Raw genomic sequence first — 23,348 nt, 5'->3', positions numbered from 1 at the left:
ATCACAACCCCCGCGAGTTCAGCGCTGGGCGGCGGGTTGCCGGCGGTTGCGGCCACGCGCAGCAGCGCATCTGCCCGGGTGCGCGATTACAATGGGCGCCACTGCCTGGCACCCAACTTGCCGAAGGAATCTCGCGTACCATGAAATTGGATGTTTCACCGGAAAATCCGACCGCGCCCGCGCAGTTGCGCGGCGAACCCTTGCCCCACGAGGCAGCCCGGGACGCCGGTCTGGCCCGCTTGCGCGCCGAGCGTCAATGGGACGTGATCGTCATCGGCGGCGGCGCGACCGGCCTGGGCTGCGCGGTCGATGCCGCTTCGCGCGGCTTCTCGACGGTGCTGGTCGAGGCGCGCACGATCGGCAGCGGTACCTCGTCGCGCTCGAGCAAGCTGGTGCACGGCGGCGTGCGGTATCTGGCGCAGGGCAACATCAAACTGGTGCGCGAGGCGCTGCACGAGCGCGCCACGTTGCTGCACATCGCGCCGGACATCTGTCACGCGCTGCCGTTCGTGATTCCCTGTTACCGGTGGTTCGAACAGCCGTTTTACTGGGCGGGCATGAAAATCTACGACGCGTTGGCTGGCCGCCGCCGTCTGGCGCCGGCCCGTTGGTTGTCGCGTCGCGCCACGCTCGCGCGCGTGCCGTCGCTCAAGACTGAAGGCCTGCGCGGCGGGGTACTCTATTACGACGGCCAATTCGACGATTTGCGTCTGGCGCGTGCGCTGGCCAATACGCTGCACGAGCTGGGCGGGGTGGCGCTCGAACACATGAGCGTGACCGGCGTGCCGCTACGGCCCGATGGCCGCGCGCAGGGCATCGAGGTGCGCGCCGAGGACAATGGCGAAGTCTACGCGCTGAGCGGCAAGTGTGTGATCAACGCGACCGGCGTGTGGGTCGACACAATCCGCCGGCTCGCCGACCCGGGTGCCGAGGCACTGGTCTCGCCCAGCCAGGGCACGCATCTGCTGCTCGATGCGTCGTTCTGGCCGGGTGGGCATGCGCTGCTGATTCCGAATACCGCCGACGGACGGGTGCTGTTCGTGCTGCCATGGAACGGCAAAACGCTGATCGGCACCACCGACGTGCCGCGCGAGGACACCCCGTTCGAGCCGCAACCGCGCGACGAGGAGATCGATTTCCTGCTGCAAACGGCGGGTCAATACTTGAGTCGCCAGCCCGGGCGGGGTGACATTCTCGCGCATTTCACCGGTTTGCGCCCGCTGGTCAGGGCGGACTCATCGTCTACCGCCGAGCTCTCGCGAGAACATCTGATCCGGGTCGAGCGCGACGGCATGATCACCGTCACCGGCGGCAAATGGACCACTTACCGGCGCATGGCGCAAGACACACTGGATACGGCAATCCGCATCGGGCAATTGCCGCCGGCCCCTTGCCGCACCGAGCGGCTCAAGCTCGCCGGCGCCTCATGACACGTCAGCGCCGCCAAACAGCACCGATGCGCCGAGCGGCGCCGTGCCGACGTGGTGCCGAAACAATCCGAGCATATTGCGCCATGGGTCGAGCGCCCGCTCAGGCGGCGCGGCGGTTTCGCGTCGCGCCATATCATTCTCGCTGACTTCGCACGTCAAACGACGGGTCGTCGCGTCGAGCTCGATCACGTCGCCGTCGCGCACGCGCGACAGGGGCCCGCCAGCGATCGCTTCCGGTGACACGTGAATCGCCGCCGGGACCTTGCCGGAGGCGCCCGACATGCGTCCGTCGGTCACCAGCGCCACGCGATGTCCCTGATCCTGCAACAGACCCAACATCGGCATGAGTTTGTGCAATTCGGGCATGCCGTTGGCTTGCGGCCCCTGGAAGCGCACGACCACCACTACGTCGCGCGCCAGCTCGCCGGCTTTGAAAGCGGCCTGAGCGTCCTCCTGCGAGGAGAAGACGCGCGCCGGCGCGCGCACGCGATGCTGCTCGGGCTTGAGCGCCGAGGATTTGACGATAGCCTGCCCGAGGTTGCCGTGCAGCACGCGCAGCCCGCCTTCGGACGCGAACGGATTGCTCAGCGGGCGCACGATCGATTCGTCCAGACTGGCCTGGGGCGCAGGCCGCCAGCACAGCGCGTTGTCTTGAAGACCGGCTTCCTGAGTATATGCATCCAGGCCTGCTCCCATCACGGTGCCGGCGTCGGCGTGCAGCAGGCCGCCCGCGAGCAACTCGCGAATCACGAAGTTCAGGCCGCCGGCCGCCTGGAACTGGTTCACGTCGGCCGATCCGTTCGGATAGATGCGTGTGAGCAGTGGCACCGCCTCCGACAGCTCGGCGATATCCTGCCAGGTGAGCAGCAGACCGGCGGCGCGTGCCATTGCCACCAGGTGCAGCGTGTGGTTGGTGGAGCCGCCAGTGGCCAGCAGACCGACCACGCCATTGACGACGGCGCGCTCGTCGAACATTGCCGCCAGTGTTGCGCCACTGCGCGCCAGCGTCACCGCACGTGCGGTGGCTGCTTGCGTTAGCGCGTGCCGCAGGGGCGTGCCGGGATTGACGAACGATGCGCCCGGCAAGTGCAGTCCCGTGAATTCCATCAGCATTTGATTGCTGTTGGCCGTGCCGTAGAAGGTGCAGGTGCCGGCGCCGTGATAGGCCGACAATTCGGCATCCAGCAGCCTTTCTCGACTGATCTCGCCAGCGGCGTATTGCTGGCGAATCAGCGACTTCTCGTCGTTCGGCAGGCCGGAGGGCATCGGACCGGCCGGGGCGAACACCGCCGGCAAATGGCCGAAGCCGAGCGCGCCCATCACCAGGCCCGGCACGATCTTGTCGCATACCCCGAGGAAAATGCCGGCGTCGAACACCTGGTGCGACAGCGCGACGAAGGTCGCCAGCGCGATGATGTCGCGCGAGAACAGCGACAACTCCATGCCTGCGTAACCCTGGGTGATGCCGTCGCACATTGCCGGCACGCCGCCGGCGACCTGCGCGCTCGCGCCGTGGGCACGCGCGGTCGCCTTGATGATGTCGGGAAAAGCCGCGAAAGGCTGGTGCGCGGACAACATGTCGTTGTAGGCCGTGACGATCGCGAGATTGGGGTTGAGTTCGGTGCGCAGCCTCAGGCGATCGTCGGCAGGCGCTGCCGCCATGGCATGGGCCAGATTCGCGCATCCGAGGGCGGCGCGCCCTGGCTGCGTGCGCCGTGCATGATCGATGCCTGCCAGGTAGGCTTGGCGCGTGTCCCTGCTGCGTGCGCGAAGGCGCTCGGTGACTGTTTCAAGGGTGGGGTGGATTGCCATGATTGACCGGATTTCGCCTCGGGACTTGTGTTTAAGTGTAGTTAAACTACACTTTAGTGTCAAAAATGTTCTTTTTTAACTACATAGACCCTGTTCCCATGGCTTCGACGAATATCACCCCCTCTTTCACTTTCGTGCTATTCGGCGCCACTGGCGACTTGTCGCTGCGCAAGGTGCTGCCGGCCCTGTATCGTGCCCACCGCTCCGGGCAATTGTCCGACGACGGCCACATCGTCGCGGTCGCCCGCAAGTCGCTGGACTCCGACGGCTACCGCGCCTGGGCGCAGGAGCAGGTGCGCCCCCATCTCGACATAGCGCGGCTCGACGAGGACGATTGGCAGCGTTTCCTGGGACGCATGACCTATGTCGCGCTCGATCTGGCCTGCCAGGACGATTTCACGCAATTGCGCGACGCACTGGAAGGCAAGCCCGACGGCCGGGTGTTTTACCTGGCGACCGGCCCGGCGCTGTTCGAGCCGGTATGCAAGGGACTGGCCGCGGCGGGGCTGCACGATGGCGGGCGGATCGTGCTGGAAAAGCCGCTCGGCCATGACCTGCGGTCATCGCGCGAGATCAACGACACGGTCGGGGCGATCTTCAGCGAACAGCAGATCTACCGGATCGACCATTACCTCGGCAAGGAGGCGGTGCAAAATCTGCAGGCGCTGCGCTTCGGCAATGCGCTGTTCGAGCCGTTGTGGCGCCGAGAGTGGATCGAGAATATTCAGATCACGATCGCCGAGGAACTGGGTGTCGAGGGGCGAGGAGATTTCTACGATCAAACCGGCGCGTTGCGCGACATGGTGCAAAACCACTTGCTGCAATTGTTGGCCATCGTCGCCATGGAGCCACCGCATTCGATGGCCGCCGATCCGGTGCGCGACGAGAAGCTACGGGTATTGCGCGCTCTCAAGCCGATTACCGTCGACGAAGTCAACCACTTGGTGGTGCGCGGCCAATATCAGAGCGGCCTGAGCGGCGGGGCATCGGTGCCGGCCTACACGCGTGAGCCCGGCGTGGCCGCTGACAGCCGCACGGAAACGTTCGTGGCGCTCAAGGCGGAAATCAACAACTGGCGCTGGGCCGGCGTGCCGTTTTTTCTGCGCACCGGCAAACGCCTGGCCGAGCGCGTGGCCGAGATCGTGATCAATTTCCGACCGGTGCCGTATGCGCTGATGGGTGAAGCGTCGTTGCGCGCCGGCGCCAACCGGCTGGTGATTCGCCTCCAGCCGAACGAATCGATGCGGCTGTATTGCCTGGCCAAGCAGCCTGGCGAAGGGATGCAATTGCAAAGCGTGCATCTGGATCTGGCGTTCGACCAGTTTTTCAAGGCCGGCAGCATGGACGCCTACGAGCGGCTGCTGCTCGACGTGATCCACGGTCGTCTGGCGCTATTCGTGCGGCGCGACGAGCAGGAGCAGGCGTGGCGCTGGGTCGAGCCGATCATGACCGGCTGGACTGCCAGCGCGCGCATGCCAAAACTGTACTCGGCCGGGACGTGGGGGCCGGCGGCGTCGAGCGCGCTGTTGGCGCAACATGGCACCTGCTGGCTGGAGGAGGAAAACTGAAATCATGTTGATCTGGCGAAATTTCGACACGATCGAGGCCCAGGCCGAGGGCTTGTGCGCCGCGCTGGTCCGAGCGCTGCACGACGTGCTGGAGCACCAGCCGCGCGCGCTGCTGGCGCTATCGGGCGGCAGCAGCCCGCGCGCTTTGCTGCGCCGGCTCGCGCACGCCGGCCTGCCGTGGGAGCGCATCGATCTGACGCTGGCCGACGACCGCTGGGTGCCCGACAGCGATCCAGACAGCAACGCGCGGCTGCTGCGCGAGTGCCTTCGGCAGGCGGGCGCGGAGGCCGCGGGCTGGCTGCCGCTGGTGGACATGAGCCGATCAGCGGTTGAGCAGGTGCAGCAGTTGAACGATCATTTCCCGTACCGGCAACCCGACGTGTGCGTGCTCGGCATGGGACTCGACGGACACACCGCGTCGCTGTTTGCCGATGCGCCGCAATGGCCGCAGGCGCGCCATACCGAGGCGCGCTTCGTGTTCGTGGAGCCAGCGGGGGCACCCCATGCGCGCGTGAGCTGGTCGCTTGCCGCGTTGCGCGAGTGCGCCCGGCTGTTTCTGCTGATTCAGGGCCCGGCCAAGCGCGACGTGCTGTGCGCCGCGGCCGAGCTCGATCAAGATAACGCGATTTCCCGGTTGAGTCGCGATAAAGGAGTGACGCTGGATGTCTATTGGTGCACCGAAGCATGAACCCGCCGGGGGCCGGGTGCGCGCCCCCCGTTTGCTGGCCGACGTTGGAGGCACGAACGCGCGCTTTGCCCTCGAATTCGAGCCGGGGCAATGGCACCATATCAAAGTCTATCCGTGCGCCGATTATGCCGGACTGGCCGAGGTGATCCAGGCGTACCTGCGAGACGCCGCCGACGCGCTCGATGGCGCGCGCGTCGCGCATGCGGCCGTGGCAATCGCCACGCCGATCGACGGCGACGAAGTTGCGATGACCAATCACAACTGGCGCTTCTCGATCGAGCAAACCCGCACGGCGCTCGCGCTCGATACGCTGTTGGTGGTCAATGACTTCACTGCGTTGGCGATGGCAGTACCGCGCCTGGATGTGCGCCAGCGCACGCAGGTGGGCGGCGGCAACGCGCGCCCCGGCAGTGCGATCGGTGTGCTCGGGCCGGGCACCGGACTGGGGGCCTCCGGACTGGTGCCGGCTGGCGAGCGCTGGATACCGCTCGACAGCGAGGGCGGTCACGCGAATTTCGCGCCGGCCGATGCGCGCGAACTCGCCGTCCTGCAGTATGCCTGGCAGACTCACGAGCATGTCTCGTTCGAGCGGCTTGTGTCGGGGCCGGGCATCGCGCTGGTGTATCAGGCGCTGGCGGCGCAGCACCAGCGTCCGGCTGAGCCGCTCGAGACCGCCGACATCGTCAAGCGGGGACTGGCTGGGCAGTGCGATCTGTGCATGGAAGCGGTCGAGTGCTTCTGCGGCATGCTCGGTACCTTCGCGGGCAATGTTGCCATCACGCTCGGCGCGCGCGGTGGTGTCTACATCGGCGGCGGCGTGGTGCCGCATCTGGGCGACTACTTCGCGCGCTCGCCATTTCGCGCCCGCTTCGAGGCCAAGGGACGTTTCACCGACTACCTGGCGCAGGTGCCGACGTTTGTCATCACTGACCCATATCCGGCTTTCCTGGGCGTGTCGGCGATCCTGGCCGATCATCTGCGCAGCGGCACACCGGGCGGCGCACTGGTGGAGCGGGTGCAGCATATGCACGGCAGGCTCAGCCCAGCGGAGCGGCGCGTGGCCGACCTCGTGATCAATCACCCGCGTACGCTGATCGGCGACCCGGTCGGTGAAATCGCCCGCAGGGCCAATGTCAGCCAACCGACCGTGATCCGTTTTTGCCGATCGCTCGGCTGCCAGGGGCTGACCGATTTCAAGCTGAAGCTGGCCAGCGAGCTGATCGGCTCGCTGCCGGTCGGACAAAGCCGCGTGCGCCTGGGCGACGCCGCGTCGGATTTCGGCAGCAAGGTGCTCGATAACACCATGTCGGCGATCCTGCAAATGCGTGAGCATTTGAATTTCGATGCTCTCGAGCAGGCCATCGACCGCCTGCACCGGGCGCATCGCATCGAGTTCTATGGCCTGGGCAATTCCGGTATCGTCGCCCAGGACGCGCATTATAAATTCTTTCGGTTCGGCATCCCAACGATTGCGTATCATGATCCTTATCTTCAGGCGGCGTCGGCTGCCCTGCTGCGGCAAGGCGATGTGGTCGTGATGGTGTCGAATTCCGGCAAATCCGAAGAGTTGCTGCGTCTGGCCGACCAGGTGCTGCATGCGGGCGCCAGCGTCATTGCGCTCACCACGCGCGGCACGCCGCTGGCCAAAAAGGCGAGTGTGGCACTCGAGACGGATCACCTCGAAATGCGCGACTCGCACCTGTCGATGATCTCGCGCATCCTGCATTTGCTGATGATCGATATCCTCGCGGTCGGCGTGGCGATTCGCAAGGCATCGCCGGTGCTCGATGGCGCCGGTCACGGCGAGGATGGCCGCAGCGGGACGCTGGCCAACGCCGCGCGCGATGCGGCCGACGCGGTGCTCGAGTGGCTCAGTCACGGCACGGCAAGCGGCGAAGCGGTATAGCACAGTGCCAGCGAATCGGCGTGACTCATGGTTGATTCCGGTTGCATGAGGCGCGACACTGGCCTACGCTGAAACGAATCGGCCGTCATCGCGGCCATCCAGGAGGAGTGTCATGTCAAATCACGTCTATAAGCTGATCGAATTGACCGGGTCGTCGTCGACGTCGATCGAGGACGCGGTGCAGCGGGCCATCAGCAAGGCTTCAGATACGTTGCACAACCTGAACTGGTTCGAGGTCGTCGATACGCGCGGCCATATCGAAGGCGGCAAGGTCGCGCACTGGCAAGTCACGCTCAAGGTCGGCATGCGGCTGGACGAGTAACGCGCGTGCGGCAGGCATGAATACGCCTGGCGGGGTTTTGTCCTGGCGCGACCTTGCCGTGTCAAAATAAGCGCACGCCGAAGCCCGGCGGTTGTATTGCCAAGGATTCCGAATGCGCGAGAAAACTCCCAACCATGCGACCCGGACGATTGCCGACCCGGTTGCCGCAGTGGCGTACCTGAAGGAAATCTACGATGTCAATACGGCGCACCTGCGCGCCGCATTCGCGCGCTTTTCCGCCGGCCGCGCGCCGGAGCAGCGCGTGCGAGCGTTTTATCCGTTCGTGCGCATCACTACCGAAGATATCACCGCGCTCGACAAGCGCCTGTCATATGGCTTTGTGTCGGGGCCGGGCACTTACCAGACCACCGTGACCCGCCCCGATCTGTTCGGCAATTACTACGGCGAGCAATTGCGCCGGCTGGCCCAGAACCATCACGTTGCTTTCGACGTTGGCGTGAGCGAGGAGCCGATTCCGATTCATTTTGCGTTCGAGGAGGGTGTTTATCTCGAGGGCGATCTCGACCAGAGCCATCTGCGCGTGCTGCGCAACGCCTTCGACGTGCCCGATCTGGCGAGCATGGACGATGGCATCGTCAACGGCACCCACCCCGAATCCGCCGATGGCCCTAATCCGCTGGCGTTGTTCACCGCGCCGCGTGTCGATTATTCGCTGCACCGCTTACGGCATTACACGGCAACGTCGCCCCAGCATTTCCAGAATTTCGTGCTGTTTACCAATTACCAGTTCTATATCGACGAATTCATCGCACTGGGCCGAGAATTGATGAGTGTGAGCGCCGATCCGGCGCTGCGCGAATATCGCAGCCAGTACACCGCGTTCGTCGAACCCGGTGACGTGATTCACTGGAATGCCAACCTGGGTGCGCGGCCGGCCGAGGGAACCCCCGTCAAGCGCTTGCCGCAGATGCCGGCGTATCACCTGGTGCGTCCCGATGGCGCGGGCATCACGATGGTCAATATCGGCATCGGGCCATCCAACGCCAAAACCATTACCGATCATATTGCCGTGCTGCGTCCGCATGCGTGGCTGATGCTGGGGCACTGCGCCGGTTTGCGAAATTCCCAGCGACTCGGTGATTACGTGCTGGCGCATGGCTATGTGCGAGAAGATCATGTGCTGGACGCCGATTTGCCGCTATGGGTACCGGTGCCGCCGCTGGCCGAGGTGCAGGTGGCGCTCGAGCGCGCGGTAGCCGAGGTCACGCAGCTCGACGACTATGAGCTCAAGCGCGTGATGCGCACCGGCACCGTGGTGACGGTCGACAACCGCAACTGGGAGCTGCGCGACCATCGCGAACCGGTGCAACGCATGAGTCAGAGTCGCGCGATCGCGCTTGATATGGAAAGCGCCACGATTGCCGCTAACGGCTTTCGCTTCCGGGTTCCGTACGGCACGCTGCTGTGCGTGTCGGACAAGCCGCTGCATGGTGAGCTCAAACTACCGGGCATGGCCGATCACTTTTATCGCGAGCGTGTCGACCAGCATCTGAAAATCGGCGTCAAAGCAATGGAGCTGCTGCGCGGCAACGGCCTGGACCGGTTGCACAGCCGCAAGCTGCGGAGTTTCGCCGAAGTGGCGTTCCAGTAGGCCGCGGGTCGGCCCGGCCGGAACGCCAGGGGCTCACTGCAGCAACGGGCCCGATTGCAGGTCGAACGCAATGCCCTTGAGCTCGGCCGCCGACGCCAGCACCGTCAGGTACTGCCGGATCGACTGGTGCCGCACGTGCGCCGCGAGGTATTGACCGACTGCTTCCCGCACGGTGTCGAAAGGCAGCGTGGCACCTGGCGCGCGCCGCTCCACAGCGACGATATGGAAGCCATAGCGCGTGTTGACCAGACCGGGCAACAGGCCAGTGCGCTCGCTGTCGAATACGGCCGCCTCGAATTCCGGCACGCTCTCGCCGCGGGTCAACTGGCCCAGATTGCCGCCGACCTGCCCCGATGGGCAATTGGAGAGGGATTTGGCCAACTCATCGAAGCGTTCGGGATGCTGCGCCAATTCACGATGCGTTTGCTCGGCGCGTGCGCGCACCTGGGTCATTGCAGCGTTTGCTGTTACGGCGAAAAGGATGTGACGTACGAAAGCGATGTCAGGGCTGCGGAATTTCTTCTGGTTTGCCGTGTAGTAGCGCAAGCATTCCTCTTCGGACGGTTCGGGCATCGCGCAGTCCATCGCCAGTAGCCGGTCGATGACAGCATCGTCCAATGCCGCGTCGTCAGTCAGGATCCCCGCAGCCAGCGCTTTTTGCCTGAGCAGTTCGCGCACCACCAGGGCGCGTCGGGCCGACTGCTCGGGGTCGGGCTGATCCGCGTGGGCGAGGGATTCCTCGGCGATCGCGCCGGCGTCGATCACGACACCGTTGACGGCGAGTTCATTGCCGCGGGAGACATTGATGTCTGACATGAGAGTCTCCTTCGGTTAGCGCTTGCGCACGATTTGATGCGGACGGACGAGGTACGCTGGCGTCGACAGGCCGCTCCAGATATGCACCAGGCGGGTGAAAGGCGAGATCAGGAAGATCGTGAAGCCCAGCGCGATATGGGTTTTGTAGACGAGCGGCACACCCACCAGGAGGTCTGAGCTGCCGGGGGCAAATGTGACGATTCCCTTGACATAGTCGCTCAGCGTCTCGAACATGATGCCGTCCATATGTGCCAGCGACAGCGGCACCGTTGCCAGGCCGAGCGCGAGCTGAATCCACAATGCCAGCAAAACGATAATATCGGCGCGGGTGCTGTTGACGCGAATGCGCGGGTCGGACAAGCGACGGTAGAGCAGTATCGACAGACCGATGATGGCGACGATGCCAGCGCTGCCGCCGCCGACCATGGCGATCAGCTGGTGCTGGGAAGCATTCAGGAACGGAGACACCATCCAATGCGGCGCAAGGAAACCGGCGAAATGTCCGGCTACCACGATCAGCACACCAAAGTGAAACAGATTGCTTCCGAGTCGCAATTGGCGTCGCCGCAACAACTGGGATGAATCACTTTTCCATGTGTATTGCTCGCGATCGAAGCGGATCAGGCTGCCGATCAGCCATACCGCGAGGCAGATATAAGGATAGATGCCAAACAGGAAGGCGTTGACGAAGTGCGGGCTCATGGAACTGCTCCAACAAAAAAATTGCGATCCGGGCGGCACTGCCGATGCCGCTCACCGATGGCGGCCTGGCTATCGAGCGGGCCGTTTTTCATAAAAATGCACGGGCTGTGGCGTCGCCCCCAACGTGTCTGGTGCGCCCAGAAAACTTACCGGCGGATCTTCCCAGTCACGGTCGAGCGCCTCGTGGTCGGGCTCGGCTGACTCACTCGCGGCTTGCGCAGCGGCGTCTGGCTGGCGGATTTCGCCAGTGAGCGCGAGCACGGCATCGACAGCCGCCGCATACGGCGTGCCCAGGGCGCTCAGAGAATTCGCCAAATTGCTCGCGATGTGACTGATTTCGCCGAGCAGGCCTTGCGCTTCGTCGTGATCGAGTTGAGCCAGAAATTCCAGGAACACTGGCAAATAGTCGGGTAGCTCACCATTGCCCAGTGTCAGTCCGTGCGCCTCGTAGGTGGTCAGTAAATCGACCATCGCCTGGCCGCGTTCGCGCGATTCTCCATGCACGTGCTCGAACAAATAGAGCGACGCGGTGCGAGAGCGATCAAAGATATCGACGTAGTCTTCCTGTGACTCGATGAGCGTCCGGGTCGATAATTGATCGAGCAGCGTGCCCAGGTTCGCGCGCACGCCGGGCGGCAGCGTTCCCGCGTCGCACAGCGTGGCGCGGATCTCGCCAAGCGAGTCGAGAAGCGCTCGATCGGGGTAGTCGAGCAGGGCGCTGAGCATGCTTAATATCAACCGATTATGCTGAGCCATCATTTCTCCACCATCTGTATCGGAATCGTTTTGCGTTGAGCCGACGGCCCCTTGTTACCGGCGAACAGGCTGCCTTCGCTGGTGCCGCCGGAGCATCCGTTGCCAAACGAGAATCCGCACGAAGAGCGCAATTCGAAGGCGTTCTCGGCATATTCCCGATGCGCGGTCGGAATCACGAAGCGATCCTCGTAGTTGGCGATTGCCAGGTACCGGTACATTTCCTCGACCTGAGCGACATCCAGTGCGACATCGTCGAGCAGCGCCGGCGTCTCGCGGCGTTCGACATGACGCTCGCGCATGAAGGCGCGCATGGCCAGCAGACGCTTGAGTGCGAGCTTCACAGGAACTTCGTCGCCAGCCGTGAGCAGGTTGGCGAGATAGCGCAGCGGGATGCGCAGCGCATCGACATCGGGCAGCAGGCCGCTCATGCCGAGGCGTCCGTCATTGGCTGCGGCATTGATCGGCGAGAGCGGTGGCACATACCAGACCATCGGCAAGGTCCGGTATTCGGGGTGCAGCGGGAAGGCGATCTTCCACTCCATGGCCATCTTGTAGACCGGCGAATGGCGCGCCGCTTCGAGCCAGCTTGCCGGCACGCCGTCGCGCTCGGCCTGTTCGCGCACCGCCGGATCGTTGGGGTCGAGGAAAATGGACAACTGGGCCTCGTACAGGTCCTGCGGATCGGCGGCCGAGGCTGCCTCCTCGATGCGATCGGCGTCGTAGAGCAGCACGCCAAGATAGCGGATCCGGCCCACGCAGGTTTCCGAGCAAACCGTCGGCTGGCCTGCTTCGATACGCGGATAGCAGAAAATGCATTTCTCCGATTTGCCGCTTTGCCAGTTGTAATAGATTTTCTTGTAAGGGCAGCCCGATACGCACATCCGCCAGCCCCGGCATTTGTCCTGGTCGATCAGTACGATGCCGTCTTCCTCGCGCTTGTAGATCGCGCCGGAAGGGCAGGAAGCCGCACAGGCCGGGTTCAGGCAGTGCTCGCAAAGCCTGGGCAGGTACATCATAAAGGTGTTTTCGAACTCGCCATAGATGTCGGTCTGCACCTGATCGAAGTTGTAGTCCTGTTTGCGCTTTTCGAATTCGCCGCCGAGAATCTCTTCCCAGTTCGGACCCCACTCGATTTTTTCCATCCGCTCGCCGGAAATCAGCGAGCGCGGGCGGGCCACCGGGCTGCCCTTGCTGGCCGGCGCTTCCTGCAGATGTGCATAATCGAAGGTGAACGGTTCGTAATAGTCGTCGATTTCCGGCAGATTCGGGTTGCCGAAAATGTTCGCCAGAACACGCCATTTGCTGCCGGCACGCAGGTCGATCTTGCCATTCGCCTTGCGCTTCCAGCCACCCTGCCAGCGATTCTGGTTTTCCCAGTCTTTCGGATAACCGATGCCGGGCTTGGTCTCGACGTTATTGAACCACGCGTACTCCATGCCCTCGCGCGAGGTCCAGACGTTCTTGCAGGTGACCGAGCAGGTATGACAGCCGATGCATTTGTCGAGATTCAGGACCATGCCGATTTGTGCGCGAATTTTCATTGCTTTTCTCCTGACCGGCTATGGGTCGATGCCAGCGCCGGTGCGGGCATTCGAGTAGGGGACGAGCCGTCTTTCCAATCGACCGTCGCCATTTTCCTGACGATGACGAACTCGTCACGATTGGCGCCGACCGTACCGTAATAATTGAAGCCGTAGGACAGTTGCGCGTAGCCGCCGATCATGTGGGTCGGCTTCAGCAGCACCCGGGTCACCGAGTTGTGAATGCCGCGCACGCCGCTGACTTCGGTGCCGGGCGTATTGATGATCTTTTCCTGCGCGTGATACATGAATACCGCGCCGGACGGAATGCGCTGGCTTACCACTGCGCGCGCGGCCAGCGCGCCGTTGACGTTGAACGCCTCGATCCAGTCGTTGTCGACCACGCCGATTTTTCTGGCGTCGACTTCCGAGATCCAGACGATCGGGCCACCGCGCGAGAGCGTGAGCATCAGCAGATTGTCGGTATAGGTGCTGTGAATTCCCCACTTTTGATGCGGTGTCAGGAAGTTCAACGCAATCTCCGGGTTGCCGTTCGAGCGTCCGCCGGCCAGCTCACCGATACTGCGCGTGTCGACCGGCGGTTTGTAGACACACAGCGCCTCGCCGAAATCGCGCATCCAGAGGTGATCCTGATAGAGCTGCTGGCGCCCCGACAGGGTGCGCCATGGAATCAGTTCGTGCACGTTGGTATAACCGGCGTTGTAAGACACATGCTCGGACTCGATACCGCTCCAGGTCGGCGACGAGATGATCTTGCGCGGTTGCGCCTGAATGTCGCGAAAGCGGATGCGTTCGTCTTCTCTGGCGCGCGCGAGGTGCGTGTGGTCGATCCCGGTGCGGGCCGACAGCGCTTGCCAGGCCTTGACCGCCACGCCACCATTGGTTTCCGGCGCCAGCGACAAAATGACTTCGGCGGCGTCAATGCCCGAAAGGATCTGTGGCCGGCCTTGCGAGATGCCCTCGTCGGTGACCGCGGAGTTCAGGTCGCGCAACTGCTCGATCTCGTCGCCGGTTTGCCAGTTGATGCCTTTGCCGCCGTTACCCAGCGAATCCAGCAGCGGACCGACCGAGGTGAATTGTCGGTAAATGTTCGGGTAGTCCCGTTTGACGACCGTCACGTTGGGCATCGTCTTGCCCGGAATCGGCTCGCATTCGCCATGTCCCCAATCGGCGATTTCGCCGTTTTGCGCGATCTCCCCCGCGCTATCGTGCTGCAGCGGCGAGAGCACCACGTCCTGCTCGACCGCCAAATGACCGCGGGCCAGTACGGAAAATTCGCGCGCGATGTCTTTGTAGATATCCCAATCGCTTTTGGCCTGCCATGCGGGATCGACGGCCGCCGACAGCGGATGAATGAACGGATGCATGTCGGACGTGTTCATGTCGTCCTTCTCGTACCAGGTTGCGGTCGGCAGCACGACGTCCGAGTACAGGCACGTGGTCGACATGCGGAAGTCCAGCGTCACGATCAGATCAAGCTTGCCTTCCGGCGCCTGGTCGTGCCACTTCACCTCCTTGGGTAGAACGCCCGCGCTCGCGCCCAGGTCTTTGCCCTGCACGCCATGTTCCGCGCCAATCAGGTGCTTGAGGAAGTATTCATGTCCCTTGCCCGACGATCCAAGCAAATTGGAGCGCCAGACAAACAGGTTGCGCGGGAAGTTTTCCTGCGCATCGGGGTCGACGCAGGACATTTCCAGCGAGCCGTCCTTGAGCGCCTGCGCAACATAGGCGGCGGCGCCGGCCGCGCCGGCCGCGCGTCCGATATCGAGCGGATTGGTCTTGAGTTGCGGCGCGGAGGGTAGCCACCCCATGCGCTCGGCGCGCACGTTGTAATCGATCGGGCTGTCGGAGAGCGCTGGCTGTCCTGCCAGCGGTGACAGAAGATCGCTGATTTTCATTGTTTCGTAGCGCCATTGATCGGTATGCGCGTAGAAGAATGATGTGCCGTTCATGGCCCGGTTCGGCCGATACCAATCGGTGCCGAATGCCAGCGGCAGCCAGCCGGTCTGCGGGCGGAGCTTTTCCTGGCCGACGTAGTGCGACCAGCCGCCACCCGAGCGGCCGATGCAGCCGCACATGACGAGCAGGTTGATGATCGCGCGATAGCTCATGTCCATGTTGAACCAGTGGTTCAGGCCGGCCCCGAGGATCACCATTGACTTGCCCTGCGTTTTATCCGCATTGTCGGCGAACTCGCGCGCCACGGCGATGACGTCCTGGCGTTTGACGCCAGTGATCTTTTCCTGCCAGGCCGGCGTGTATGGCACGTCGTCGTCGAAGCTGCCGGCGACGTTCGGACCGCCGAGCCCCTGGTCCACGCCATAGTTGGCCACGAACAGGTCATACACGGTGGCGACCAGCACTTCGCCATTGCGCGTTTGCAGTTTGCGCACGCCGATGCGGCGCGGCAGCACACTGTCGTGGCCGGTGTGGGCAAAGTGGGTATGCTCGACGTTGCCGAAATAGGGGAAGGCGACATCGACCACCGCGTCATGCGCTGCAACGAACGACATCGCCGGGCGAATCCGCTGCCCTTGCGCGTCCTCTTCCTTGAGGTTCCATTTGCCGGCGTCGCCGCCTTCCTTCTGGCCCCAGCGAAAGCCGATCGATCCGAGCGGGGCCACCGGTTTGCCGCTCACTTCGTCGAACGCTACAGTCTTCCACTCCGCGTTGTTGTCCTGGCCGAGCGCGTCGTCGAATTCCGCGGCGCGCAGCATCCGCTCCGGCACGTAATGATCGCCCTGCTTTACCACGCGCACCAGCAGGGGCATGTCGGTGTAGCGGCGGCAGTATTCAGCGAAATACTCGCTCTTGGCGGCCACGTGAAACTCTTTGAGTACGACGTGCCCCATCGCAAGGGCCAGCGCCGCATCAGTGCCTTGCTTGGGGTGCAGCCAGATATCGCCGAACTTCGCGCCTTCGGCGTAGTCGGGGAATACCGAAACCACCTTGGTGCCGCGGTAGCGTACCTCGGTCATGAAATGTGCGTCGGGCGTGCGGGTCTGCGGTACGTTGGAGCCCCACATCATGATGAAAGTGCTGTTGTACCAGTCCGCCGATTCCGGTACGTCAGTCTGTTCGCCCCATGTTTGCGGCGAGGCAGGCGGCAGATCGCAGTACCAATCGTAGAAGCTCAGTCCGACGCCGCCAATCAGCGAGAGATAGCGGCTGCCCGCTGCGTACGAGACCATCGACATCGCTGGAATCGGCGAGAAGCCAATGATCCGGTCGGGGCCATATTTTTTGATGGTGTGCACGTTGGCCGCGGCGACGATCTCGTTGACCTCGTCCCAGCTTGCGCGCACGAAGCCTCCCAGGCCGCGACGCCGCACGTATGAGGCGCGCGCCCTGGGATCGTCGACGATCGATCGCCATGCCTCGACCGGTTCCAGGCTCAGCCGCTTCTCGCGCCATTGCGTGAGCAGCGCGCTGCGAACCAGCGGGTATTTGAGGCGATTGGCGCTGTACAGGTACCAGGAATACGAGGCGCCGCGCGCGCAGCCGCGCGGCTCGTGATTCGGCATGCCGGCCCGGGTGCGCGGATAGTCGGTCTGCTGGGTCTCCCAGGTTACGATGCCGTTCTTGACATAAATTTTCCACGAGCACGAGCCGGTGCAATTGACACCGTGGGTCGAGCGGACGATTTTGTCATGCTGCCAGCGTTGCCGGTAACCGTCTTCCCATTTTCGGTCTTCCTGGGTGGTCATCCCATGACCGTCGGAGAATTTGGGCCGGGCCGAGGAAAAGTAGCGCAATCTATCCAGAAAATGGCTCATAGGTATCTCAGGTCGTTGCCTACGGGTGGGCAGGGTGAAGTGAAAGAGGGGCGGCGGTCGATTCGCGGGCCGCACGGCCCGCAGGGAGCGGTCGCCCGGATTTGGCGAGACCGCTCATGGGCCAGCGCGCGAGCCGGCTGCCGCCTGACCGGTGCCGCCGGCCAGGCGCGGCTTGACGCCGTCGCGCTTGATGTAAAGCAGGCATGTCAGTGCCAGGCTTGCGATGGCCAGGACGATATAGATCGCGTAGCCGCGCGCGTAACCGATTTCGCCCATCGACTGCGCAATCCGTCCCAGCATCGGCGGCATCACGAAACCGCCCAGCGCGCCAAGTCCGCCGACCCAACCGGCCGTGCCGCCAACCGCATCCGGCACGTAATGCGGTACCAATTTGAAAACCGCTGCGTTGGCCACACCCATGCCGGCACCGACCAGGAACTCACCGGCCACGGTCAGCCAGAAGCTTTGCGAGACTGTCATCAGCACGGCGCCCGCCAGCAGCGTTGCGTACGACATCAGCGCGACCTTTTCGCCGCCGAAGCGATCTGACCAACTGCCGCCCGGCACGCGAATGATGGAGGCGAACAGCGAGAAACCGGCAGTCAGCGCTACCGCGACCCAGCCCGGCGCCTTGTAGAAAGTGGTCCAGAAAGTGGGCAGCCAGGCCGTCAACGCAAGGAAACCACCGAAGGAAGTGAAATACAGCGCCACCAGCGGCCAGGTACGCCAGCTGGCCGCCGAATCGAGCAGGGTGCGCAGCACACTGGTTGCCGGGAACATTTCCTGGCCGTGCGTTTTCGCCAGCGCCTGCGCTTCGGCCACCGGCAGGCCCTGTTGGCTGCGCAGTTGGAAGTATGGTGCGTTAAAGCCAAGGAAGAGATACAGCACGATGCCTGCGAGCACGATGGCCAGCGAAACGAGGTAGCCGACCCACAACCCGCCGGCGGAGATGATCAGCGGCAGCAGGATCGCGACCAGCCCCGGCGAGGTGTTGCCCAGCCCGGCGTAAATGGCCAGAGCCTTGCCCTGCCCGGACTTCGGAAACCAGTAGGAAACCTGCCCGATGCCCACCGAGAAGGTCGCTATGCCGCACCCGCCCAGCGCGCCGAAAAACAGCAGCAGCGGGTAGTGCGCCTGGGTCAGGTTGTTCGGGTAGAGGGTCAGCAGCATCCAGTAAAGTCCGGCAATGCCGACCACCGAGGTGAGCAGCAACGCCAGGAACGGCAGCTTGCCGCCGTTGCGGTCGACCCAGGCGCCGAACGGAATGCGCAGGAGCGAGCCGGTAAGCATCGGCATCGCCACCAGAAATCCGACTTGCGATGGGCCGAGCTTCATGACCTCGATGAAACTGCGCGCGGTGGGCCCGAACAGCGAGACCGCTCCGAAGCCGATGAAAAATCCGATCGTCGCACCGATCAGGGAGCGTTTCGCACTGCCATGAATGTCATGAGTGCCCGGGGATGAAGACGTCATTTCTTCCTCGCTGAATATCTAATCAGAACATGTTTCCGAGGCGGTGAGCCCCTCTGTGCTGTGGTTGGTGGCCAGTGCCCGAGGTTGTTCTCGATGTCACCGGTGCATCGCAATTTGCTTTTTTAAAGACTACTGGGATAGTTATATCGCGCCATGACAAATATCAAAGTTGGCGTCGCATTTGCGAGAAATGCCGAAAAGCCACGTCATTCGGGCCTGTGCGGCGAGGGTGCGGCACTCTGTCACAGGGACAAGCGCATGATGTTCCATTTAATATGTATATAAGATGCCTATTAACAAAAGGAACCCATAATGACTCCCGAGCAAATCGCCGTCGTGCAGGCAACCGTCCCCGTACTGGAAGTTCACGGCGAAGACATTACGCGGCACTTTTATCGCCGCATGTTCACGCATCACCCCGAATTGAAGAACCTTTTCAATCAGGGGCATCAGGCCAGCGGCAACCAGCAGCGCGCGCTGGCCGGCGCGGTCTATGCCTACGCGCGCAACATCGCGAATCCGGGCGTGCTGGAGAGTGCGTTGACCCGCATCGCCCACAAGCATGTGAGCCTGGGTATCGAGCCGGCGCAATATGCGATCGTCGGCACCCATCTGCTGGCCTCGATTCGGGAGGTGTTGGGCGAAGCCGCGACCGACGACATTCTCGATGCCTGGAAGGCCGCTTACGGACAGCTGGCCGATCTATTGATCGCACAGGAAGCCTCTTTGTACGAGGCAAACGATGCTGTGCCGGGCAGCTGGCGCGGCTGGCGCAAACTGAAGGTGGAGCGAAAAGTACGGGAGAGCAGCGAGATTACGTCGTTTTATCTGGTGGCTTCCGACGGCAGCGCTTTGCCGACGTTTCGCCCCGGGCAGTACGTCAGCGTCAAGCGGCATATCCCCGGCCTCGAGCTGGAGCAGCCGCGCCAATACAGTTTGTCGGACGCTCCTCATGGCCGCTGGCTGCGCATTTCTGTCAAGCGTGAAGATGGTGACGCGGCTGGGCAGCGGCCGGCGGGATGGGTCTCGAGCGAGCTGCACGCCAACCTCAATGAGGGGGACGAACTGCATGTCAGCGCGCCGTACGGTGATTTTTACCTGGACGAATCGCGCGACACACCGGTCGTCATGATCAGCGGAGGCGTGGGACTCACGCCAATGATGTCGATGCTCAATGCGCTGGTTTGGCAAGGCAGCGAGAGGCGCGTGCTGTTCGTGCACGCTTGCCGCGACGGCCAGGTGCATGCCATGAAGACACGCCTGAACCGCATCGTCGAGGAATGCCCGCACGTCACGCGTGCGGTATTTTATGAAACCGTCACGCCCCAGGATGTGCTCGGGCGGGATCACGACTTCGTCGGTCTCGTCGATCTCGACGCGCTGGGCGAAGCGGTGCTGATGCCGCGGGCCGACTACTATTTGTGCGGTCCGTTGCCGTTCATGCAGGCGCAGCGTGATGGTTTGCTGGCGCGCGGTGTGGATCCCGAGCGCATCCATTGGGAGGTATTCGGGTCGGGCAACTAAGAGCCGGATCCAGGCTGATCCACCCATATCCAACCGGGCCTGCCCGCCGAATAGCCGCGCGGGTCGCTGCCAGGCAATCAATCAAGGGGAGCCGCGCGCTCCCCTTGCGCATTCTCCTCCTTCGGTTTTGCTTACCCCTCCGGCCGGGTTGGTTGCTCGTGCCTTTCATCGGCTATGTCTTGCGGACTGATCGCTCAGATCCTGCTTCCCGAACGGATTCGCACGACATGCAACAGTGGCTAACTTCCGTCGATTCCGGCGCTTTGCCGTTATTTAATGCATAAGTAAAACATTATGAAAACAATAACAACAATTTAATTTTAATTATATAAAAAGACTTCCATCATGCCAGCTCGGATTCGCCGCGCGGCATGTCATCGAACGGCAGGGCGCGGCATCACAATGGAGGAGCCCTCGTTCATGGCGTACCCCGAGCCCCATGGCGGTATCACGCGCTGGTTGCTTGGCTTTGTACCGAGTCAGGTCGCCGTGCGTTGGCCGGAGCGTCTGCGTGCATGCGCTGGCGCGCTGCTGGGCATTGCACTGACCGGCGGCGCGACGGCTTTCCTGCTCGGCTCGACGTCGACGATTCCCATGCTGGTCGCCCCGATGGGCGCCTCCACCGTATTGCTGTTTGCCGCGCCCGCCAGTCCGCTGGCGCAACCGTGGTCTATCATCGGCGGAAATATCGTATCCGCTGTGGTGGGGGTTGCGTGTACGCAATGGATTGCGAGTCCGCTTGGCGCCGCGGCGCTGGCTGTATCGCTGGCTATTGGCCTCATGTCGATACTGCGCTGCCTGCATCCGCCCTCGGGCGCCGTGGCGCTGACCGCCGTGCTGGGCGGGCCGTCGATCCATGCGATGGGCTACGGCTTTGTGCTGGCGCCGGTTGCCCTGCAGTCTTTCGCCCTGCTTGGGTCCGCGCTGGTTTATCACGCCATCACCGGACATCGGTACCCGCACGGTGGCGTCCAACATGCTGATCCGGCGATCTCCGACGACGCGCCGGTGGCCGCGGGCATCACGCATGCCGACGTCGAAGCGGTGCTGCGTCGGCGCACCGAATGGCTCGACATCGATCCGGGCGACCTGGAGGCCCTGTTGCGCGAGACCGAGTGGCAGGCCTATGCGCGTACCTTCAGCGAGCTCAACTGTGGCGACATCATGTCGCGTCGGATGCGTCCTGTGCCAGCCACGGCCACGCTGGATGGCGCGCGCCGCCTCTTGAACGGGCAGGGGGTTGCCGTGCTGCCGGTGATCGATGCGAGCCGCCGGGTCATCGGCAGCGTTGCGCTGGAGGATCTGCGACAGACGCGGCATGGCGGGTGGGCGGCGATGCTCGTTGCCGTCTTGCTGCGGCCGTGGCGGGAGGCTGCCGTTGGCATTAGCACGGTCGGCCAGACGGCGACGCGCGCCGACGAGCATGGCACGATCGATGCCGGCGCATCGATCGCCGAGTTGGTGCCGCTGTTTGCGCAATCGGATCGCCAATGCGTCGCAGTGCTCGATGCCAACCGGCAACTGGCTGGCATCATCACGCAGGCGGATCTGATCGCAGGCATGTATCGTCATACCCGGGCGCCGCAGCGCGTCGCGGCCTGAGCCCAGGAGACGCCCCATGAAAACCTGGCAATGCTCGATATGCGGTTTCACCTACGACGAGGCCTTGGGCCTGCCCGACGAGGGCCTGGCCCCCGGCACGCGCTGGGAAGATGTGCCAGCGAGCTGGTCGTGCCCGGAGTGCGGCGCGACCAAGAGCGATTTCGATATGGTCGAGCAAGGCTGAGCGGACATGGCGACCGCGAAAGCGCCCATTGTCATCATCGGTAGCGGGCTGGCCGGATATAACGTGGCACGCGAAGTGCGCAAGCTCGACAAGCAAGTGCCCATACTGCTGGTGACCGCGGAGCGCGGCGATTTCTATTACAAGCCGGGGCTGTCCACGGCTCTCGCACAGAAAAAAACGGCCGCAATGCTGGTTGGAACGCCCGCGGGCGAAATGGCGTGCTCGCTCGAGCTTACGCTGGTGGCCGACACCGAAACCACGGCGCTCGACCTCGAGCGTCGCCGCATCCTCACGTCGCAAGGGCCATTCGACTATGGCAAATTGGTGTTGGCGCTGGGCGCTGACCCTATCGTCCTGCCGATCGCCGGCGATGGCGCGGCCTGTTGCCTGTCGGTCAATGATTTGGCCGGTTATGCCATCTGGCGGACGCAGCTCGCGCCGGCGCGGCGCGTGGCGGTGATGGGCGCGGGCCTGATTGGATGCGAGTTCGCCAATGACTTGCTGCACGCCGGCATCACACCGGTCGTCATCGATCCCAATCCACTGCCGCTGGCCACTTTGATTCCGCCGACGGCAGGCCAGGCACTGTGCGACGCCCTGGCGGCGGCCGGCGTGCAGTGGCGGCTGGGCGCCGCGGTCAACGCGATCGAGCGGGTCGCGAGCGGCTTTTGCCTGAAATTGACCGATGACCGGATGCTCGAGGCCGACCTGATGCTGTCGGCCGTCGGCTTACGGCCACGCACCAGTCTGGCACGGGCTTGCGGCCTGGGTGTCAAGCGCGGCATTCTGGTGGATGAATTCGGGCAAACCAGTGCGCGAGACGTCTTTGCCATCGGCGATTGCGCCGAATACGGCGCGGGCGTGCTGCCTTTCGTGCAGCCGATCATGCTCGCGGCGCGTCAGTTGGCGCAAACGCTGACCGGCGCGTCCAGCGCCATCCGCTTTGGGCCCATGCCGGTGATCGTCAAGACCCCGGCCCATCCGGTGGTGGTGCTGACTCCGCCGCCGGCGACAACTGGGGCATGGAGCACGGAACCGTCAGAAGGTGGCGTGGTTCAGTGGTTCACGACACCCGTCGGCCAGATCCGCGGCTTTGTGCTGACCGGCGCGGCGACGCAACGGCGCGCCGAGGCGATGAAACGGTTGGACGCCTGAGGCGCCGGCCGGCATTGTCCGATCGCGAAATCACCCCGTTGGGCCGCTCACATGTTGATGCGCGGCACCTTGAAGGTGCCGTCGAGGGTTTTGAGCTCAGCGCGGTGCAACGCGGCCAGGGCAGACAGAAATTGCTCGCCGCGCGGCAGCAAGTGAACTTCGACCTGGCGCCGGTCGTGCGCGCTGGGCTTGCGCTTGACCAACTTCAGCTTCTCGCAGCGCGAAACCAGCGCCACGGCACTGTGGTGCTGCGATTGCAGGCGCTCGGCCAGTTCGCCGACGGTGGCCCACTCGCGCCCGGGGAATCCTTTGATGTGGAGCAGCAATAAATATTGCTGGGGCGTGATGCCGGCACGATGCGCAGCGTTTTCGCTAAAACGCAAAAAACTGCGCAATTGATAGCGGAATTCGGAGAGCGCCTCGAAATCCTGTTTGCGCAAATCGGACTGGGGGGGGTGAGTCATATCGGGCTCATAAGGAT

Annotated in this window: 18 protein-coding genes; 10 read left to right on the top strand and 8 right to left on the bottom strand. The window is 63.5% G+C overall.

Translation table 11 applies throughout. The features are described from left to right. Positions 1-140: 140 nt before the first annotated feature. A complete protein-coding gene (locus tag EPN80_RS02530; protein WP_293023278.1) occupies positions 141-1,430 on the top strand; it encodes a glycerol-3-phosphate dehydrogenase/oxidase in 1,290 nt (429 codons plus the stop codon). Here EPN80_RS02530 and edd read toward each other — a convergent pair. Further along, complete coding sequence (edd, locus tag EPN80_RS02525) at positions 1,425-3,242, bottom strand: phosphogluconate dehydratase (RefSeq protein ID WP_293023276.1); 1,818 nt, start codon at positions 3,240-3,242, stop codon at positions 1,425-1,427. The two genes, EPN80_RS02530 and edd, sit on opposite strands and share 6 nt — an antisense overlap. 98 nt (positions 3,243-3,340) lie before the next feature. On the opposite strand from edd, the gene zwf reads away from it, so the two are divergent. From zwf to EPN80_RS02500, 5 genes are all read left to right on the top strand, one after another. Then, positions 3,341-4,810 carry a glucose-6-phosphate dehydrogenase gene (gene zwf, locus EPN80_RS02520; RefSeq protein ID WP_293023274.1) on the top strand — a complete coding sequence of 490 codons (1,470 nt, stop codon included), beginning with the start codon at positions 3,341-3,343 and terminating at the stop codon, positions 4,808-4,810. A gap of 4 nt (positions 4,811-4,814) precedes the next feature. Further along, positions 4,815-5,498, top strand: coding sequence for a 6-phosphogluconolactonase (gene pgl / locus EPN80_RS02515; RefSeq protein WP_293023270.1), 684 nt, complete (start codon positions 4,815-4,817; stop codon positions 5,496-5,498). Continuing rightward, complete coding sequence (locus tag EPN80_RS02510; RefSeq protein WP_293023268.1) at positions 5,473-7,404, top strand: bifunctional transcriptional regulator/glucokinase; 1,932 nt, start codon at positions 5,473-5,475, stop codon at positions 7,402-7,404. Before pgl ends, EPN80_RS02510 begins: the two co-directional genes overlap by 26 nt. Positions 7,405-7,516: 112 nt before the next feature. Beyond that, the gene (locus tag EPN80_RS02505) at positions 7,517-7,726 is read left to right on the top strand and encodes a dodecin (protein ID WP_293023266.1); all 210 of its coding nucleotides are present in this window, start codon (positions 7,517-7,519) and stop codon (positions 7,724-7,726) included. Between the two features lie 112 nt (positions 7,727-7,838). Next, entirely contained in the window at positions 7,839-9,338 is a 1,500-nt protein-coding gene (locus EPN80_RS02500) for an AMP nucleosidase (protein ID WP_293023264.1), read from the top strand. 33 nt (positions 9,339-9,371) lie between these two features. Here EPN80_RS02500 and EPN80_RS02495 read toward each other — a convergent pair whose 3' ends face one another. The 6 genes from EPN80_RS02495 to EPN80_RS02470 all read right to left on the bottom strand — a co-directional run bounded on the left by EPN80_RS02495 (position 9,372) and on the right by EPN80_RS02470 (position 18,402). After that, the gene (locus tag EPN80_RS02495; protein ID WP_293023262.1) at positions 9,372-10,154 is read right to left on the bottom strand and encodes a peptidylprolyl isomerase; all 783 of its coding nucleotides are present in this window, start codon (positions 10,152-10,154) and stop codon (positions 9,372-9,374) included. Positions 10,155-10,169: 15 nt separating this feature from the next. Beyond that, positions 10,170-10,856, bottom strand: a complete 687-nt coding sequence (narI, locus tag EPN80_RS02490; RefSeq protein ID WP_293023261.1) for a respiratory nitrate reductase subunit gamma — start codon at positions 10,854-10,856, stop codon at positions 10,170-10,172. A gap of 69 nt (positions 10,857-10,925) precedes the next feature. Beyond that, positions 10,926-11,582 (bottom strand): nitrate reductase molybdenum cofactor assembly chaperone, encoded by a 657-nt coding sequence (gene narJ / locus EPN80_RS02485; RefSeq protein WP_293023258.1) that lies wholly within the window; start codon positions 11,580-11,582, stop codon positions 10,926-10,928. Between the two features lie 29 nt (positions 11,583-11,611). After that, positions 11,612-13,153, bottom strand: a complete 1,542-nt coding sequence (gene narH, locus EPN80_RS02480) for a nitrate reductase subunit beta (protein WP_293023256.1) — start codon at positions 13,151-13,153, stop codon at positions 11,612-11,614. Further along, complete coding sequence (locus EPN80_RS02475; RefSeq protein ID WP_293023254.1) at positions 13,150-16,929, bottom strand: nitrate reductase subunit alpha; 3,780 nt, start codon at positions 16,927-16,929, stop codon at positions 13,150-13,152. Before EPN80_RS02475 ends, narH begins: the two co-directional genes overlap by 4 nt. 114 nt (positions 16,930-17,043) lie before the next feature. After that, positions 17,044-18,402, bottom strand: coding sequence for a nitrate/nitrite transporter (locus tag EPN80_RS02470; RefSeq protein WP_293023252.1), 1,359 nt, complete (start codon positions 18,400-18,402; stop codon positions 17,044-17,046). 309 nt (positions 18,403-18,711) lie between these two features. On the opposite strand from EPN80_RS02470, the gene hmpA reads away from it, so the two are divergent. From hmpA to EPN80_RS02450, 4 genes are all read left to right on the top strand, one after another. Further along, positions 18,712-19,926: an NO-inducible flavohemoprotein gene (gene hmpA / locus EPN80_RS02465; protein WP_293023828.1), complete on the top strand. Its 1,215-nt coding sequence runs from the start codon at positions 18,712-18,714 to the stop codon at positions 19,924-19,926. 420 nt (positions 19,927-20,346) lie between these two features. Further along, positions 20,347-21,528: an HPP family protein gene (locus EPN80_RS02460; protein WP_293023250.1), complete on the top strand. Its 1,182-nt coding sequence runs from the start codon at positions 20,347-20,349 to the stop codon at positions 21,526-21,528. Positions 21,529-21,544: 16 nt separating this feature from the next. Next, on the top strand, positions 21,545-21,712 hold the full coding sequence (locus EPN80_RS02455; RefSeq protein WP_293023247.1) for a rubredoxin: 168 nt from the start codon (positions 21,545-21,547) through the stop codon (positions 21,710-21,712). A 6-nt stretch (positions 21,713-21,718) separates the two neighbouring features. Beyond that, entirely contained in the window at positions 21,719-22,867 is a 1,149-nt protein-coding gene (locus EPN80_RS02450; protein WP_293023244.1) for an FAD-dependent oxidoreductase, read from the top strand. Between the two features lie 47 nt (positions 22,868-22,914). Here the strand turns inward: EPN80_RS02450 and EPN80_RS02445 are convergent, their stop codons facing one another. Next, the gene (locus EPN80_RS02445) at positions 22,915-23,331 is read right to left on the bottom strand and encodes a helix-turn-helix domain-containing protein (protein WP_293023241.1); all 417 of its coding nucleotides are present in this window, start codon (positions 23,329-23,331) and stop codon (positions 22,915-22,917) included. Between the last annotated feature and the right edge of the window lie 17 nt (positions 23,332-23,348).

The organism is Pandoraea sp. (assembly GCF_004297875.1).
Taxonomy (GTDB): Bacteria; Pseudomonadota; Gammaproteobacteria; order Burkholderiales; family Burkholderiaceae; genus Pandoraea.
Note: the sequence above shows the minus strand (reverse complement) of the source record. Positions and strands in the feature narration are given on the sequence as shown.

What these genes read in the sequence shown, in the direction of transcription:
- EPN80_RS02450 (WP_293023244.1), top strand. Translation starts at nt 21,719, where the DNA reads ATGGCGACCGCGAAAGCGCCCATTGTCATCATCGGTAGCGGGCTGGCC.
- EPN80_RS02530 (WP_293023278.1), top strand. Translation starts at nt 141, where the DNA reads ATGAAATTGGATGTTTCACCGGAAAATCCGACCGCGCCCGCGCAGTTG.
- zwf (WP_293023274.1), top strand. Translation starts at nt 3,341, where the DNA reads ATGGCTTCGACGAATATCACCCCCTCTTTCACTTTCGTGCTATTCGGC.
- narI (WP_293023261.1), bottom strand. Translation starts at nt 10,856, where the DNA reads ATGAGCCCGCACTTCGTCAACGCCTTCCTGTTTGGCATCTATCCTTAT.
- EPN80_RS02500 (WP_293023264.1), top strand. Translation starts at nt 7,839, where the DNA reads ATGCGCGAGAAAACTCCCAACCATGCGACCCGGACGATTGCCGACCCG.
- EPN80_RS02495 (WP_293023262.1), bottom strand. Translation starts at nt 10,154, where the DNA reads ATGTCAGACATCAATGTCTCCCGCGGCAATGAACTCGCCGTCAACGGT.
- narJ (WP_293023258.1), bottom strand. Translation starts at nt 11,582, where the DNA reads ATGCTCAGCGCCCTGCTCGACTACCCCGATCGAGCGCTTCTCGACTCG.
- narH (WP_293023256.1), bottom strand. Translation starts at nt 13,153, where the DNA reads ATGAAAATTCGCGCACAAATCGGCATGGTCCTGAATCTCGACAAATGC.
- edd (WP_293023276.1), bottom strand. Translation starts at nt 3,242, where the DNA reads ATGGCAATCCACCCCACCCTTGAAACAGTCACCGAGCGCCTTCGCGCA.
- EPN80_RS02460 (WP_293023250.1), top strand. Translation starts at nt 20,347, where the DNA reads ATGGCGTACCCCGAGCCCCATGGCGGTATCACGCGCTGGTTGCTTGGC.
- EPN80_RS02470 (WP_293023252.1), bottom strand. Translation starts at nt 18,402, where the DNA reads ATGACGTCTTCATCCCCGGGCACTCATGACATTCATGGCAGTGCGAAA.
- EPN80_RS02475 (WP_293023254.1), bottom strand. Translation starts at nt 16,929, where the DNA reads ATGAGCCATTTTCTGGATAGATTGCGCTACTTTTCCTCGGCCCGGCCC.
- EPN80_RS02505 (WP_293023266.1), top strand. Translation starts at nt 7,517, where the DNA reads ATGTCAAATCACGTCTATAAGCTGATCGAATTGACCGGGTCGTCGTCG.
- EPN80_RS02445 (WP_293023241.1), bottom strand. Translation starts at nt 23,331, where the DNA reads ATGACTCACCCCCCCCAGTCCGATTTGCGCAAACAGGATTTCGAGGCG.
- pgl (WP_293023270.1), top strand. Translation starts at nt 4,815, where the DNA reads ATGTTGATCTGGCGAAATTTCGACACGATCGAGGCCCAGGCCGAGGGC.
- EPN80_RS02510 (WP_293023268.1), top strand. Translation starts at nt 5,473, where the DNA reads ATGTCTATTGGTGCACCGAAGCATGAACCCGCCGGGGGCCGGGTGCGC.
- EPN80_RS02455 (WP_293023247.1), top strand. Translation starts at nt 21,545, where the DNA reads ATGAAAACCTGGCAATGCTCGATATGCGGTTTCACCTACGACGAGGCC.